Below are 15,595 nucleotides of genomic sequence, written 5' to 3'. Positions count from 1 at the left end.
CACCGGGGCCGTGGTGTCCCGGTGGCGAGCCCGGTAATCAGAAGTGATAGCGTATGTTCACGCCCCAGGTGCGCGGTTTGGCATAGATGCCTTGCGCGTTGCCGTAATAGAGCGAGGCGTCGTAGGCATAGAGCCGATAGGCGCGGTTGAACACGTTGTTGACATAGGCGGCGACGTCGAACGCGCTGTCTTTTGGCGTCAACGAGATGCGTGCGTTTTCGACATGATAGGCACCTTCCTGTTCGACCGGCGCGCACATAACCGAAAAACACATGTGCGACTGGTACAGGCTGTCGGCCTGAACCCCGGCGAGCCCCAGCGGTGTGTCGAATTCATAGCGCACCAACGCATTGCCCGACCAGTGCGGCGCCTGCGGCAGATCGTGCGTGACGATGGTCAGATCGTCGGGCAGCAGCACGTCGTGGACATGGCTTTCTTCCCACGAACCCGACAGGTTCAACGTCAGCCCGCGGATCGGATGGGTCGAGAATTCGGCCTCGATCCCGCCCGCCACGGCCGGCAGATTGCGCACTTCCTGCGTGTAACCGACTTGCACGAACGCCTGATAGTTGTGGTAATCATAATAATAGGCTGCGATGTTGAAACTGGAATGCGCGGGCAGGCTGGCCTTCACACCGATTTCATAATCGTCGAGAACTTCGGGGCGATAGGCAATGCCGTTGATCGTGTCATAGACCGCCTGGCCAGGGGTCGGCGTGCCGGTCGAGAACGTGAACCCGCCCGATTTTGATCCCCGGTTGTAGCTGATGTAGATCAGCGTGCCGACGCTGGGTTTGTAATCGAGTTCGGCGCGCGCGGTCACGCCGCGAAACGTCGGGTGGGCGTCGGCGGGCGACGCGGTGATCGACCCGCCCGCACTCTGCGTGGCGTTGGTGGGATCGACGAACGAAATCCCGTCGGGGCAATAGTGTATCGAAAAGCCCGACCAGTATTCCGACCCGTTGTAACACCCGAGCTTGCGATCCTGCCAGTACCGGATCCCGCCGATGAATTTCAGATCATCGGTGATCTTGTATTCATCCTGGGCAAAGAAGGCAAAGCTGGTGGTGTGCTGATAGAACGCCACCTGTGGGTCGTATTCGTCAAACGGGGTGGCATATTTCGCGCCAAAATGGCTTTCGATCGTCATCCCGAACGCGCCGAACACCAGATAGTTTTTGCCAAAAGTCGTGGCGGCGTGCAGCTCTTCGGAAAACTGGTTGGTGGTGTCGAGCTGTGAAAAGATCGTCGCCGGAGCATAGCAGGTGACCGAAAGCTCGCCGGGGCAGGGGCCGGGGGTGTACGATGCGCCCTGCACATAGGGGAATTCGGGCTGTCCATCGCCCATTTCGTTGTAGAGCTTGTGCACGTACTGGTAATCGCTGATCGAGGTGATGTCGAACAGCCCGGCCTTGGCATCGAGGCGCAGCGTGCCGCCAAAGAACTGGCGATCGACGCCCGGATCGCCGGTCGCGGCGATTTCCCAGGGATTGCCGCCCTGCCGTGCGATCACCGCCTGGTTGTAATAGCCGGTGGCAATCGCGCCGGGCGTGGTGTTGGTGCCAAAGCCCGATGACGGCGCATACCCCGGCTGATTGTACGACGAATTGGGCGCCCAATAGGGACAGACCACATTGGCGGGCAGATAGACGCCCTGATTCTGCGCATTGGGGCAGGCGGGCGACAGCGTATAGAGCCCGCCCTGCCGCTCGTGATCGGATTCGGTATAGCGCAAAGTCAGCTTGGCGGTGAAATCGGTCGAGGGCGACCATTTGACGATGCCACGCAGCGCCCAATGGTTGTTGCCGCCCCGGTTGGGCTGATCGGGGATCACATCCTTCAGATAGCCGTCGTCCCGGTCAAAGATGCCCGATATGCGCACGTCCAGATCCTTGGCAACCTGGCCCTGCAGTGCGCCTTCGATAGTGGCCTGGTTGTAACTGCCGAACGTTGCCGAGACATAGCCTTCGGTGTCGTCCTTGGGCTGGGTCGAGATGAACTGCACCGCGCCGCCGGTGGCGTTGCGCCCGAACAGCGTGCCCTGCGGGCCGCGCAAAGCTTCGGTGCGGGCAAGGTCGAACACCGGAAAGCTGGCGGTGGCCATCGAGGAGGAATAGCTGTCGTCCTGATAGACCGCGACCGGGGGTTCCTGTTCGTCGCCGTAATCGTTCTGCGCCACGCCGCGCATGTTGAACACCACCTGGCTCGACGCATAGGCGTTGAAGCGCAAGTTGGGGATCGCGCGCACGATGTCGGTGGCGTTGGTGATGTTGAGGTTCTTGATGGTGTCTTTGTCGAGCACGGTGATCGCGATGCCGACGTCTTTCAGCTTTTGCTCGCGGCGTTGTGCGGTCACCACGATGTCGGGCGTGGACGTTGCGGCATCGGCCGGCGGTGCGGCGGTGGGCGTCTGGGCGGCCTGAGCACTGGCCATGCCGGGTACGAGTGCGGCCAGCGCGGCCCCGGTCAGCAGGCCGGTGGCCAATGCGCAGCGTGCAGGGCGCCGCGCGCCCTGTCGAATGGACCTCATCATGGACAGCTCTCCCTTAAAAGCTATCGGGCGCCATCGCGTCCAGCGCGCGGTGGTTGTCTCCCTATGCGCAATAGGTGCCCCAAATGTCGCATTCGGGCAAGCACAACCAATCTGGTCGATTTAGGCGACGGGGCGAGGAGGGCTCGCGTTGATTTAAGGAAAATGTATTTTTATCATATAGTTGCCTAATCCTGTTGGTGCGCGATCGGCATAATGAATGCTAATGTTGGCAATAATCTTTTTTGGCATCATTGCCCGTATGGGCCCCTGTGGCAGCGCGCCTGCGGTGTTGGTAGAAGGGTCGGTGGCAAGGTCGAGTCCCGGCACTGCCTTGATTAAGATTGGCTGATATTCGGCATTAGTGTTTCGTATGAAGTCGGGTGTGGTTGGCGTGCTATGCGTGTTGCTGCCATACCGGCATTCCAAACCCGGTTAGAACGGCCTGAGAGGCAAGCATGAAAACGACAGCGCGCGTGGTGGTGATTGGTGGCGGAGTGGTCGGGGTCAGTACGCTGTACCACCTGGCCAAGCTCGGCTGGTCGGATGTCGTGCTGATCGAGCGCAAGGAACTGACCTCGGGCTCGACCTGGCATGCGGCCGGGCTGCTGCCGCTGTTCAACCTCAGCTATTCGGTCGGCAAGCTGCATCAGTATTCGGTTGATTTCTACCCGACGCTGGAAGCGGAAACCGGGCTCAATGTCGGGTTTTCCAATGTCAGCAACATTCGCCTGGCGACGAGCCCCGACCGTATGGACGAATACCGCTATTACGCGGGCGTGGCCAAGACGATCGGCGTCGATGTCAAATGGCTGACCCCCGAGCAAGTGCGTGAAGTCTGGCCGCTGGCTGAAACCGACAACATTCTGGGCGCGATCCAGCATCCCGCCGATGGCTATATCCAGCCGGCCGATCTGACCCAGGCGCTGGCCAAGGGTGCGCGCCAACTGGGTGCGACGATCTATCGCAACACCACCGTCACCGACATTACGCAAAAGGCCAATGGCGAATGGGTGGTCACCACCGATCAGGGTGAGATCACGTGCGAACATGTGGTGTCGGCCACTGGCAGCTTTGCCCGCCAGACCGGTGAAATGGTCGGCCTGGATATCCCCGTGGTGCCGGTCGAGCACCAGTATATCGTCACCGAACAGCACCCCGCGATCATGGAGCGCAAGCGTCAGGGCCTGCCTGAAATGGGTGTGCTGCGCGAATCCGATGCAAGCTGGTACATGCGTGAAGAAGCCGGCGGCCTGTTGCTCGGGCCCTACGAAATTGGCGCGCCGGCGTGCTATGTGAAGGGCCCTGCGGCCAACAGCGAATACGAGCTGTTCCCCGACGCGCTCGACCGGCTGGAGCCCTATATCCTGTCGGCCATCGCACGCGTGCCCGCATTTGGCGAAGTGGGCGTCAAGAAAGTCTACAACGGCGCGATCGCCTATACCCCCGACGGTTCGCCGATCGTCGGCCCGGCGTGGGACAAGAAGAACTTTTGGCTGAACGAAGGGCATTCGTTCGGGATCACCGCTGCGGGCGGGGCCGGGTGGCAATTGGCCGAATGGATCGTCAACGGCGAACCCAGCATCGACATGATGGGCGTCGATCCGCGCCGCTTTGGCGATTATGCGGGTGAAGGCTACCTGATCGAAAAGAACGAGGAAGCCTATGCCAAGGTGTTCTCGATCCACTATCCCGACGAAGAGCGCGAGGCGGCCCGCGCGCTGCGTCGCACGCCGTGCTATGACCGGATGAAGGATCTGGGCGCAGTGTTCGGCAGCGTGTTCGGCTGGGAACGCCCCAACTGGTTTGCGCCCAAAGGCTATGAACTGACCGACGCCGATCTCGATCGCGCCGATGTCATCCTGAACCACAACCACCCCGATGTGGCCGGAGAAGCGATCCGCGAAAAGTGGTCGTTCCGCCGTTCCAACTATTTCGATTTCGTCGGCGCCGAATGCCGCCACGTGTCTGAAAAAGTCGGCCTTCAGGACATGAGCGCGTTTGCCAAGTGCCTGATTTCGGGCCCCGGTGCCGAACACTGGCTCAACGGCCTGCTGTCGAACATGGTGCCCAAAAAGATCGGCAAGCTGTCGCTGTCGTACCTCCTGACCGACAGCGGCGGGGTGCGCGCCGAATTCACCGTCTACAAGAAAGGCCCGCAGAGCTATTATCTGGTCTCGGCCGGCGCGCTTGAACGCCACGATCAGGACTATCTGCTCAAGGCATTGCCGACCGACGGTTCGGTGCGGTTTGAACGGCTGACCACGGCCATGGGCGTGCTGGTGCTGGCAGGGCCGCGTGCGCGCGATGTGCTGGCCAAAGTCACCCGCGCCGATCTGTCGAACGCGGCGTTCCCGTGGCTGACCGGCAAGTCGATCTCGATCGGCGCGGCACGCGTCGACGCGCTGCGCGTCAATTTCATCGGTGAACTGGGTTGGGAAATCCACCACCCGATCGAAATGCAGAACTACATCTTCGACACGCTGATGGCGGCGGGCGCGGAATTCGACATCAAGCCGTTCGGCATTCGCGCGATGACCGCGATGGCGCTGGAAAAGAGCTACAAGCTGATTCCGCGTGAACTGTCGATCGAATACAATGCGCTGGAAAGCGGGCTCGACCGGTTCATCAGCCTGAAAAAGCCCGCCTTCAAGGGACGTGACGGGATTGTTGCGGCCAAGGAGGCCGGGGTGAAATGGCAATTGATCACGCTCGAAGTGTTCGGCGTGACCGATGCCGATGCTCGGGGGTCGGAACCGATCTATCGTGACGGTGCGCTGGTTGGCCGCGCAACCTCGGGCGGCTATGGCGCGCGCGTCAACAAGAGCCTGGCACTGGCGATGGTCGGCCCCGAACACGCCGCCGTCGGCACGCAGCTTGAAATTGCCATCCTGGGCACCACGCATCAGGCCGTGGTAATCCCGGACTCGCCGTTTGACCCGGAAAACAACGCTTTGCGGAGCTGATCCGATGCAACAGTTCGACACGATTGCCCGCCTGCTGGAAAAGAACCGTCCCGGCTATACCCTGCCGCGCGATCTTTATGTCGGCGAGGAAGCCTATCGCTTCGACGCCGAAGTGATGCTGAAATCGGTGTGGCTCTATGCCGGCACGGTGGCCCATGCCAAAAAGCCCGGCGACTGGTTCATCTTTGAACTGGGCAACAACCAGGTGATCATCGTGCGTGGGCGCGATGGCGAAGTGCGCGCGTTCTACAATTCGTGCCGCCATCGCGGCGCGCGCGTTTGCGAAGCGACCAGCGGCAATGCGCCCCGGCTGATCTGCCCCTATCACTTCTGGACATATGGCCTCGACGGCAGGCTGCTGGCCGCGCGCAACATGCCCGAAGGCTTTGAAAAGTCCGAACATGGGCTTGTGCCGGTGGCGATCGAGAATGTCGCCGGGCTGCTGTTCGTGTGCCTGTCGGACAATCCCCCGCCGTTCGGTCAGGCGAAGGCGGATATCGCCGAACAGGTCGGGCTCTACAATCTCGACAAGCTGAAAGTCGCGGTTCAGGACACCCTGATCGAACCGGCTAACTGGAAGCTGGTGATGGAAAACAATCGCGAGTGCTATCACTGCGACCAGAACCATCCCGAACTGCTGAAATCGCTGTCGACTTATGGCTTTGGCAAGGGCCTGCCCGAAGATGGCGAAACCGATGTGGTCGACGATGTGGCATTCGATGCCATGCTTGAGGCGCAGCGGCAGCACTGGCGCGATCTGGGCGTGTTTCATGAACTGATCGAATTTCCCGAAGAGCATGGCCGCGCCGGCTGGCACCGCGTCGCGCGGCTGCCGCTGGCGCATGGCGCGGTGTCGCAGACGCTCGATGGCAAGCCGGCCTGCCGCATCCCGATCTGGGAACATGGGCTGGATGAGCAATCGAGCCTGTCGGTGTGGACCCAGCCCAATAGCTGGCACCATTTCTGCAACGACCATGTCGTGACGTTTTCGCTGACGCCGCTCGGGCCCGACAAGACGCTGCTGCGCACCAGTTGGCTGGTGCACGAAGATGCGGTCGAAGGGGTGGATTACGATCCCGACAATCTTGCGGCAGTATGGCGCGCGACCAACAACCAGGACAGCTATCTGTCGGCGGTCAACCACCGGGGCATCACCAGCGACGGCTATCGCCAGGGGATCTATTCGGTGGAAGAAAAGCTGGTTGACGCATTCAAGACGTTCTACGTCGATGCCAGCGTGCGGGCGCTGGGCTAAGGGTTTGACCATGAAGCGCTTTTCCGGACTTAACCTGTTTGCCGAGGCATTCAACGGCCACAAGGGCTGGCCCGAACATTGGCCCGACAAGGCGCCCAAGGCGGCCTATGACGTGATCATCATCGGTGCGGGCGGGCACGGGCTGGGCGCGGCCTATTACCTGGCGGCCAAGTATGGCATCACCAATGTCTGCGTGATCGAAAAGGGCTGGCTGGGCGGCGGCAATGCCGGGCGCAACACCACCATCATCCGATCGAACTATCTCTACGATGAAAGCGCGCATCTGTATGATCACGCGGTCAAGCTGTGGGACGGGTTGAGCCAGGAACTGAACTACAACGTCATGTATTCCAAGCGCGGCGTGCTGATGCTGGCGCACAACGTGCATGATATCCAAAGCTTCAAGCGGCATATCCACGCCAACCGGCTGAACGGTGTCGACAACGAATGGCTGTCGACCGAGGCGTGCAAGGCCTATTGCCCGCCGCTCGATATTTCGCCCAACGCGCGCCATCCGGTGCTGGGCGGTGCGTTGCAACGGCGCGGCGGCACCGCGCGGCATGACAGCGTGGCCTGGGGCTATGCGCGCGGCGCGGTGGCGCGCGGGGTGGATATCATCCAGAACTGTGCGGTCACCGGCATTCGCCGTGGGCCCGATGGTGCAGTGATCGGGGTCGAAACCGAAAAGGGCTTTATCGGCGCGAAGAAGATCGGCGTTTCGGCAGCGGGCAGCACCTCGCTGGTGATGCGCATGGCCGGGCTCGATTTCCCGCTCGAATCCTATCCGTTGCAGGCGCTGGTATCCGAACCGGTCAAGCCGATCTTTCCCTGCGTGGTGATGTCGAACACCGTGCACGCCTATATCAGCCAGTCCGACAAGGGCGAGCTGGTGATCGGCGCGGGCACCGATGCCTATGTCAGCTATTCGCAACGCGGCGCGCTGCACATCATCGAACACACCCTGGCGGCGATCTGCGAGATCTTTCCGATCTTTACCCGCATGCGCATGTTGCGCACCTGGGGCGGGATCGTCGATGTGACGCCCGATCGCTCGCCGATCCTGGCCAAGACCCCGGTGCCGGGGCTCTATGTCAATTGCGGCTGGGGCACGGGCGGGTTCAAGGCGACGCCGGGCGCGGCCGATCTGCTGGCGCACACCATCGCGCACGATGCGCCGCATGCCATCAACGCGCCGTTCAATCTCGACCGGTTCCGCAACGGCCGGCTGATCGACGAAGCTGCCGCCGCAGCCGTCGCGCACTGACGGAAAAGCCCATGATTCTGATCCATTGCCCCTATTGCGAGGAAGACCGGCCAGAGGTGGAATTCACCTATGGCGGCGAAGCGCACATTGCCCGCCCGCTCGATCCGGGCGCGCTCGATGATCGCCAATGGGAAACCTATCTCTATATCCGCCGCAATCCGCGTGGGGCCCATGCCGAACGCTGGCGCCATGCGCACGGCTGCGCACGGTTTTTCAACGCGGTGCGCGACACGGTGACCGACCGGTTCGAAGTGACCTACAAGACGGGCGAGCCTCGCCCTGCGGGAGACACCAAGTGAGCGGCTATCGGCTTGCCGCCGGGGGGCGGATCGATCGCAGCCGACCGCTGGCGTTCAGCTTTGACGGGCAGGGCTATCAGGGTTTTGCCGGGGACAGTCTGGCCTCTGCGCTCGTCGCGTCGGGCGTCACGCTGTTTGGCCGCTCGTTCAAGTATCACCGCCCGCGCGGGCTGGTCGGGATGGGGCCCGAAGAGCCCAATGCGCTGGTGACGGTCGATCGCGGCCCGGCGCGGATCACGCCCAACTTGCGCGCGCCGCAGGTTGCGCTCCATGACGGGTTGCAGGCCAAGAGCCAGAACCGCTGGCCCTCGCTGAAATTCGATGTCGCCGCGCTCAATGACGTGTTCGGCGCACTGTTTCCGGCCGGGTTTTACAACAAGACGTTCATGTGGCCGCGTTCGGCCTGGGAAAAGCTGTATGAACCGGTCATCCGCCAGTTGGCGGGGCTGGGCGACAGCCCGGTGGCGCGCGACCCCGACCATTATGACGCGACCTATGCTCACTGCGAAGTGCTGGTGGTCGGCGGCGGCATAGCCGGGATCACTGCGACGCTGGAGGCGGCGGCGCACGGCGGCCGGGTGATCCTGATCGACGAACAGGATGAACTGGGCGGCGGCGCGCTGGCCGATCCGGTGCAATGGGCCGCGCTCGATGCGTTGAAGGAGAAGCTGGCGGCGGCAGGCAATGTCACGGTGATGACCCGCACCACCGCGTTCGGCTATTACCATCAGAACTTCATCGGCGCGACGCAGAGCCTGACCGACCATCTGGCGCCCGCCGATGCCAGCGGGCCACGCGAGCGGCTGTGGCGCATCCGCGCGGGCGAAGTCGTGTTGGCGCAAGGCGCGATCGAGCGTCCGCTGGTGTTCAACGGCAACGATGTGCCCGGTGTCATGCTGGCCAGCGCCGGGCGCATGCTCGCGCTGCGCTATGGCGTGGCGGTGGGCCATGCGGTGGTGGTGATGGCCGCGCACGACAGCGGCTGGCGCGATGCGCTGGCGCTGGCCGGTGCGGGGGTGCATGTCGCCGCGATCATCGATGTGCGCAACGTGGTTGGCGCCGATCTGGCCGATGCAGCGCGCGATGCGGGCATTGCCGTGCATATCGGCTGCGCGATCACCGCCGTGCACGGGCGCCATGCCGTGACCGGGGTGACCTTTGCCGCGAACGGCACTGGCCCGGCGTGCAAGCTGGCCTGCGATGCGGTGCTGATGGCCGGCGGCTGGACACCCAGCGTGCATCTGTGGAGCCATGCCAAGGGCAGCCTGACCTGGAGCGAGGCGTGGGGTGCCTATCTGCCCGGCACGCCGATCGAAAACTGCCGCGCGGTGGGCGCGGGGGCGGGCGCTTGGGACATGGGCCACGGCGTGGTGACCGCGGTATTGCCCAGCCATATCGACGTGCGCGCGCAAAAAGCCTTTGTCGATTTCCAGAACGACGTGAAGGCGCGCGACATTCATCTTGCGGTGCAGGAAGGTATGCGCTCGATCGAGCACATCAAGCGCTATACCACCAACGGCATGGCCACCGATCAGGGTAAAACCAGCAATCTCAACGGGTTGCAGATCGCGTCCGCCGCGCTGGGGCGTCCTGTCGAACAGATCGGGCTGACCACGTTCCGCCCGCCCTATACGCCGCAGACATTTGGCGCGCTGATGGGGCACCACAAGGATGCACTGTTCCAGCCGGTGCGCAAATCGCCGATCGACGAATGGGCGACCGAGCATGGCGCGGTGTTCGAAAACGTGTCGAACTGGCGTCGCGCGCGCTATTTCCCGCGTGGCGGTGAAGACATGGACGCCGCTGTGCTGCGCGAATGCGCGGCAGTGCGCCGGTCGGTCGGGATCTTCGATGCCTCGACGCTGGGCAAGATCGAAGTGGTCGGCCCCGATGCGGCGGAGTTTCTCAACCGCATGTACACCAACCCGTGGAAGGGGTTGCAACCCGGCCGCTGCCGCTATGGCCTGTTGTTGCGCGAAGACGGGTTTATCACTGATGATGGCGTTTCGGCGCGGATGGCCGATGACCGGTTCCACCTGACCACCACCACCGGCGGTGCCGCGCGGGTGCTGGGGATGATGGAAGACTATCTCCAGACCGAATGGAGCGATCTCGACGTCTGGCTGACCTCAACCACCGAACAATGGGCGGTGATCGCGCTGCAAGGCCCGCGCGCGCGCGACGTGATCGCGCCGCTGGTTTCGGGCATCGATCTTGGTGCAGAGGCATTCCCGCACATGGCCGTGCGCGAAGGCACCATTGCCGGGGTGCCGACCCGGCTGTTCCGGGTGAGCTTTACCGGCGAACTCGGCTTTGAAATCAACGTGCCCGCCAGCGAAGGCCGCAAAGTGTGGGAAGAGGTGTGGGATGCGGGCCAGGCGCACGGCATCACCGCCTATGGCACCGAAACCATGCATGTGCTGCGCGCCGAAAAGGGCTTCATCATCGTCGGGCAGGATACCGATGGCACGATGACGCCTTATGACATGGGGCTCGATTGGGCGGTGGGCAAGAAAAAGCCCGATTTCGTGGGCAAGCGCTCGCTTGCGCGGCCCGACATGGGCCTGCCCGGGCGCAAGCAGTTTATCGGCCTGCTGACCGAAGATCCGCAGGACTTGCTGGAAGAAGGTGCCCAGGTGGTGGCCGACCCCGACGCGCCGATGCCGATGCCGATGATCGGGCATGTTACATCGTCATACCGCAGCGCCGCGCTTGGCCGCACGATTGCTCTGGCGGTGATCGCCGATGGCCGTGCGCGGATCGGGCAGACGATCTTCGTGCCAATGCCGGGCAAAGTGATCCGCGCGACGGTTACCGCACCGATGTTCTATGATGCCGAAGGAAGCCGCCTCAATGCTTGAGATCGCACCGATGGCCGTCGCCGGCATCGATCTGAAACGGGGCAGCCAGCCCATCACCGGCGCTGTCTACGGATTGCCCGTCACGCTCGCGCCTGCCGCACCGCTGGTACGCTGGTCGCTGCGCGCAAAGGACGCGGCACTGCTGTCGGTGGCGCTTGGCCGTACTTTGCCCGATCGCGTGGGCACGCATCATGACGGGATTGCCCGGCTTGGCCCCGACGAGTGGCATGGCTTGCTGCCGCTTGGCACCACGCTGCCTGCGGTTTCGGGCCAGCCATTGGGCATGGTCGATGTCAGCGCGCGTTCGGTCGGTTTTACGCTGGAAGGCCCCGGTGCAGTCGCTGCCCTGACGCGCGGCTGCCCGCTCGATGTGGCAAAATTCACCCCTGGCCGGGCGACGCGCACGGTGTTCGAAACGGTCGAAATCCAGATCTGGTGCCTGGCGCCAGACCGCTTTCACGTCGAAGTGTGGCGCAGTTTCGCCCCCTGGCTGTGGCACGCGCTGGCCGAAGCGATCGGCTGAGCGTACCACCAACAGTTCCACCCTTGGGCCCGCACGTCTCACCGATGTGCGGGCCCTTTTTTGTCAGCGCATCAAATCCTCGATCCACGGCAGCCGCTGCAACAGCGGGGTCATGGTATCCACCATCAGCACTTCGCGCGCCATTTGCGCGGTCTGCAGGGCCAGGTTGCCCAGTTCGCCGCTGCGGCCGACGACTTGCACGCGGCGGGAAAAGCGGCCGCGCGGCAGGGGTTCGATGCGCAACTGGTCGAACAGGCCGGGCATCGCGGCCAGGCACAGCGCGCTGGTGATGCTCCAGCCGATGCCGAGCGCGACCGAGGTCAGTTGCTGGTGCATGATGTCGACCTCGATCACATTGGGCAGGCGCAGCTTCATGCGGGTCAACTGGCTTTCGATGCGCTGGCCCATGCCATGGTCGAGCGAATAGCGCACGAACGGCATCCGTTCGGCGGCTTCGGCGGGATCGCTGCTGCCGTTGTAGTCGCGCGGGAAAATCAGCACGAACGGGTCGTCCATCACATCGTGGTGTTCTGTGCCGGGATGCTTTTCGAGCGTGTTGCTGCCGGTCACCAGCATGTCGACGCGGCGGGCCAGAAAATCCTGCTGCTGGACCAGCGAAATGCCCGAACGGATGCGCCAGCGTCCGACTCGGTTGCCGAACCGGCGCAGCACCGGCGCGGTCAGCAGTGTGGCAAAGGTTTCCGACATGCCCAACGTGATCTGGTCTACCGGCAGGCTGGCGCCTTCGCGCACTTCGTCGATTACTGTGCGTGCAGTGGTCAACAGGCGGCGCGCGCGTTCGTACAGCGCGCGTCCTGCAGGCGTCAGGCCCAGCGGTCGCAACGACCGGTCGAACAGCGGGGTGCCGATCCCGGCCTCGAGCCGGGTGATAGTCTGCGACACCGCCGATTGCGTGATGCGCAACTGGGTCGCGCTGGCGGTCATTCCGCCAAGTTCGACCGTGACCACAAACACCTCCAGCGCGTGGAGGTCGAATTCCGCCGGTAACCGTAGCATGGCCGCGCCCTCAATTATGTCCTCTTAATCTATATATCATTCATTCTTATTCCGTCCAAATGAAATTCCAGCATGGCGCGGTGTGCAATAGACATGCTGGCAACAAAGGCGTTTTTGCCGGGGAGCCGTGCCGACCATGACCGAAAAACCTGATTTCGTGCTGCTGGTGTCGTGCCAGGATCGCAAGGGGATCGTCGCGGCGATCGCCGGTTCGATCGCGGCGCAGGATTGCAACATCATCCACAACGCCCAGTTCGGCGATGCCCATTCGGGGCGCTTTTTCATGCGCGTGGCGTTCAAGGGGCCCGAGGGCCTGACTAGGGAGGCGTTCAACGCGGCATTCCTGTCGGTCGGCAGCGCCTACAACCTCGATTGGCAGGTCCACGATCTGCGCGTGAAGCTGCGCGCGCTGATCATGGTCAGCAAGGGCGGCCATTGCCTCAACGATCTGCTTTATCGCACCGCGACCGGCTATCTGCCGATGGAGGTGACCAGCGTGGTGTCAAACCACCAGACCTGGCAGCGCCGTGTCGAACACGAAGGCATCGCGTTCCACCACCTGCCGATCACCGCCGAAACCAAGCTGGAACAGGAAGCGAAACTGTTGGCGATGATCGACGAACAACGCGTCGACCTGATCATTCTTGCGCGCTATATGCAGGTGCTCTCCGATGCGACCTGTCGCAAGCTCGAAGGACGCGTGATCAATATCCACCATTCCTCGCTGCCCGCTTTCAAGGGCGCCATGCCGTATCACCGCGCGTGGGAACGCGGCGTGAAGATGGTCGGCGCGACCGGGCATTATGTCACGCCCGATCTCGACGAAGGGCCGATCATCGCGCAGGATGTGTCGATGGTGGACCATGCCGATACGATCGACGACCTGATTGCCCAGGGCCAGGAAACCGAAAGCCGCGTGCTGACGCGCGCGGTGAAGGCGCATTGCGAACATCGCGTCATGCTCAACGGCACCCGCACGGTGGTGTTCAAATGACGCTTTACGATGATTTGCAGGCACTGGGCATCACCTGGAGCGCGTTGGAGCACGAGGCGGTGTTCACGGTCGAGGAAAGCGAGGCGATCCACGCCGCGCTGCCCGGTGCGCATACCAAGAACCTGTTTTTGAAAGACAGCGGCGGGGCGTTTTATCTGGTTACGGTCGATCACGCCTTGCGCGTCGATCTCAAGGCGCTGGCGCCGGTGATCGGCGCCAAAAAGCTCAGCTTTGGCAAAGCCGAAGACATGGCGGCGCTGCTGGATGTCACCCCCGGATCGGTCACGCCGCTGGCGGCAATCAACGATGCGGCGGGCAAAGTGCGCGTGGTGCTCGATGAAACGCTGGCCGATGCGGCGGCGGTGCATGTGCATCCCTTGCGCAACACCGCGACGATCGGCCTGCCGGGGGCAGACCTGATCCGCGCGCTGGCACATTGGGGCCATGCGCCCCTGATCGCCGCCATTCCCGAGCGCGCAGCATGATCGCGGGCTTTTTCGATCTGTTCAAGATCGGCATCGGGCCGTCGAGCTCGCACACCGTTGGGCCGATGGTGGCGGCGCGGCGGTTTGGCGAACGGCTGGCCGAACGCGGGCTGCTGACAGCGACGGCGCATGTCGATGTGGCGCTCTATGGCTCGCTGGCGCTGACTGGCAAGGGCCACGCCACCGACAGCGCGGTGATTCTGGGGCTGGCGGGCGAAGTGCCTGCGCTGATCGATCCCGACCGCGTCCCCACGCTGGTCGCGCAAGTCCATGCCGAAGGGCGCCTGGCACTGATGGGCGTACAGGATGTGGCCTTTGTGCCCGATCGCGACATCCATTTCTGGAAACGCGAGCGCAAGCCGTTCCACAGCAATGCGATGACGATCACCGCGCGCGATGCGGCGGGCACGGTGATCGACCAGCGCACCTATTATTCGATCGGTGGCGGCTTTGTGCTCGATGAGGACGAGGCGCAGGGCAATATGCGCGAAGGCGATGCCGATGTGGCCATTCCGCACGATTTCGTCTCGGCCGGCGAACTGCTTGACATCGGTGCGCAGCAGGGTCTCAGTTTTGCGGAGATCATGCTGGCCAACGAATGCGCGCGGCGCCCGTTGTCCGAGGTAGAGGCCGGGCTCGACCTGATTGCCGACACGATGTCGCAATGCATCGATCGCGGCTGCCGCAACGAGGGCACTTTGCCCGGCGGACTGAAAGTGCAGCGCCGCGCCGCCGTGCTCACCCGCGAACTCGCCGCGCGCCAGCAAACCACGCTGGGCGATCCGCTGGCGGTGCTCGACTGGATCAACTTGTGGGCGATGGCGGTCAACGAGGAAAATGCTGCCGGGGGCAAAGTGGTGACTGCGCCGACCAATGGCGCGGCGGGGATCATCCCGGCGGTGCTGCGCTATTACGAGCGGTGCTATCGCGGCACACGCGAAGGGCGCCGCACGTTTCTGCTGACAGCGGCGGCGATCGGCGCGCTGTACAAACGCAACGCGTCGATTTCGGGTGCCGAAGTCGGCTGCCAGGGCGAAGTCGGCGTGGCCTGCTCGATGGCTGCGGGCGGGCTGACGGCAGCATTGGGCGGCAACAACGGGCAGATCGAAAACGCTGCCGAAATTGCCATGGAGCACAATCTGGGCCTGACGTGCGATCCGGTCGGCGGGCTGGTGCAAATCCCCTGTATCGAACGCAATGCGATGGGCGCGGTCAAGGCAATCGATGCCTCGCGCCTGGCGCTGCTGGGTGATGGCACGCATATGGTCAGTCTCGACAAAGTGATCGAGACGATGCGCCAGACCGGGCACGACATGCGCGACAAATACAAGGAAACCTCGCAAGGTGGCCTTGCGGTCAATGTGGTCGAATGTTGAGGAAACGGACATGAAAGCTTTGGTC

General features: G+C 63.1%; 11 protein-coding genes. 9 read left to right on the top strand and 2 right to left on the bottom strand.

All coding sequences use genetic code 11. The annotated features are described in order from the left end of the window. Positions 1 to 37: 37 nt before the first annotated feature. Positions 38 to 2,533 carry a TonB-dependent receptor gene (locus AQZ49_RS17750; RefSeq protein WP_067618856.1) on the bottom strand — a complete coding sequence of 832 codons (2,496 nt, stop codon included), beginning with the start codon at positions 2,531 to 2,533 and terminating at the stop codon, positions 38 to 40. 455 nt (positions 2,534 to 2,988) lie between these two features. Here AQZ49_RS17750 and AQZ49_RS17745 point away from each other — a divergent pair, with 455 nt between their 5' ends. From AQZ49_RS17745 to AQZ49_RS17720, 6 genes are read left to right on the top strand one after another with little or no spacing between them, the layout of a single operon-like run. After that, positions 2,989 to 5,496 carry a GcvT family protein gene (locus tag AQZ49_RS17745; RefSeq protein ID WP_067618853.1) on the top strand — a complete coding sequence of 836 codons (2,508 nt, stop codon included), beginning with the start codon at positions 2,989 to 2,991 and terminating at the stop codon, positions 5,494 to 5,496. Positions 5,497 to 5,500: 4 nt separating this feature from the next. Then, positions 5,501 to 6,751: an aromatic ring-hydroxylating oxygenase subunit alpha gene (locus AQZ49_RS17740; RefSeq protein WP_067618849.1), complete on the top strand. Its 1,251-nt coding sequence runs from the start codon at positions 5,501 to 5,503 to the stop codon at positions 6,749 to 6,751. A 10-nt stretch (positions 6,752 to 6,761) separates the two neighbouring features. Then, on the top strand, positions 6,762 to 8,015 hold the full coding sequence (locus AQZ49_RS17735) for a sarcosine oxidase subunit beta family protein (protein WP_067618846.1): 1,254 nt from the start codon (positions 6,762 to 6,764) through the stop codon (positions 8,013 to 8,015). A gap of 11 nt (positions 8,016 to 8,026) precedes the next feature. After that, the gene (locus AQZ49_RS17730) at positions 8,027 to 8,314 is read left to right on the top strand and encodes a sarcosine oxidase subunit delta (protein WP_067618845.1); all 288 of its coding nucleotides are present in this window, start codon (positions 8,027 to 8,029) and stop codon (positions 8,312 to 8,314) included. Further along, complete coding sequence (locus tag AQZ49_RS17725) at positions 8,311 to 11,175, top strand: 2Fe-2S iron-sulfur cluster-binding protein (protein WP_067618842.1); 2,865 nt, start codon at positions 8,311 to 8,313, stop codon at positions 11,173 to 11,175. Before AQZ49_RS17730 ends, AQZ49_RS17725 begins: the two co-directional genes overlap by 4 nt. Beyond that, a complete protein-coding gene (locus AQZ49_RS17720) occupies positions 11,168 to 11,698 on the top strand; it encodes a sarcosine oxidase subunit gamma (RefSeq protein WP_067618838.1) in 531 nt (176 codons plus the stop codon). Before AQZ49_RS17725 ends, AQZ49_RS17720 begins: the two co-directional genes overlap by 8 nt. A 63-nt stretch (positions 11,699 to 11,761) precedes the next feature. On the opposite strand, the gene AQZ49_RS17715 is transcribed toward AQZ49_RS17720, so the two are convergent. Then, positions 11,762 to 12,715, bottom strand: coding sequence for a LysR family transcriptional regulator (locus AQZ49_RS17715; protein ID WP_067618835.1), 954 nt, complete (start codon positions 12,713 to 12,715; stop codon positions 11,762 to 11,764). 136 nt (positions 12,716 to 12,851) lie between these two features. Between AQZ49_RS17715 and purU the strand changes: the two genes are divergently transcribed. From purU to AQZ49_RS17700, 3 genes are read left to right on the top strand one after another with little or no spacing between them, the layout of a single operon-like run. Beyond that, positions 12,852 to 13,709 carry a formyltetrahydrofolate deformylase gene (purU, locus tag AQZ49_RS17710; RefSeq protein ID WP_067618832.1) on the top strand — a complete coding sequence of 286 codons (858 nt, stop codon included), beginning with the start codon at positions 12,852 to 12,854 and terminating at the stop codon, positions 13,707 to 13,709. Beyond that, positions 13,706 to 14,194 (top strand): prolyl-tRNA synthetase associated domain-containing protein, encoded by a 489-nt coding sequence (locus AQZ49_RS17705; protein WP_067618828.1) that lies wholly within the window; start codon positions 13,706 to 13,708, stop codon positions 14,192 to 14,194. Before purU ends, AQZ49_RS17705 begins: the two co-directional genes overlap by 4 nt. Then, positions 14,191 to 15,570 carry an L-serine ammonia-lyase gene (locus AQZ49_RS17700; RefSeq protein WP_067618825.1) on the top strand — a complete coding sequence of 460 codons (1,380 nt, stop codon included), beginning with the start codon at positions 14,191 to 14,193 and terminating at the stop codon, positions 15,568 to 15,570. Before AQZ49_RS17705 ends, AQZ49_RS17700 begins: the two co-directional genes overlap by 4 nt. Positions 15,571 to 15,595: the final 25 nt, after the last annotated feature.

This window comes from Novosphingobium sp. FSW06-99 (assembly GCF_001519065.1).
Lineage (GTDB): Bacteria > Pseudomonadota > Alphaproteobacteria > Sphingomonadales > Sphingomonadaceae > Novosphingobium.
Note: the sequence above shows the minus strand (reverse complement) of the source record. Positions and strands in the feature narration are given on the sequence as shown.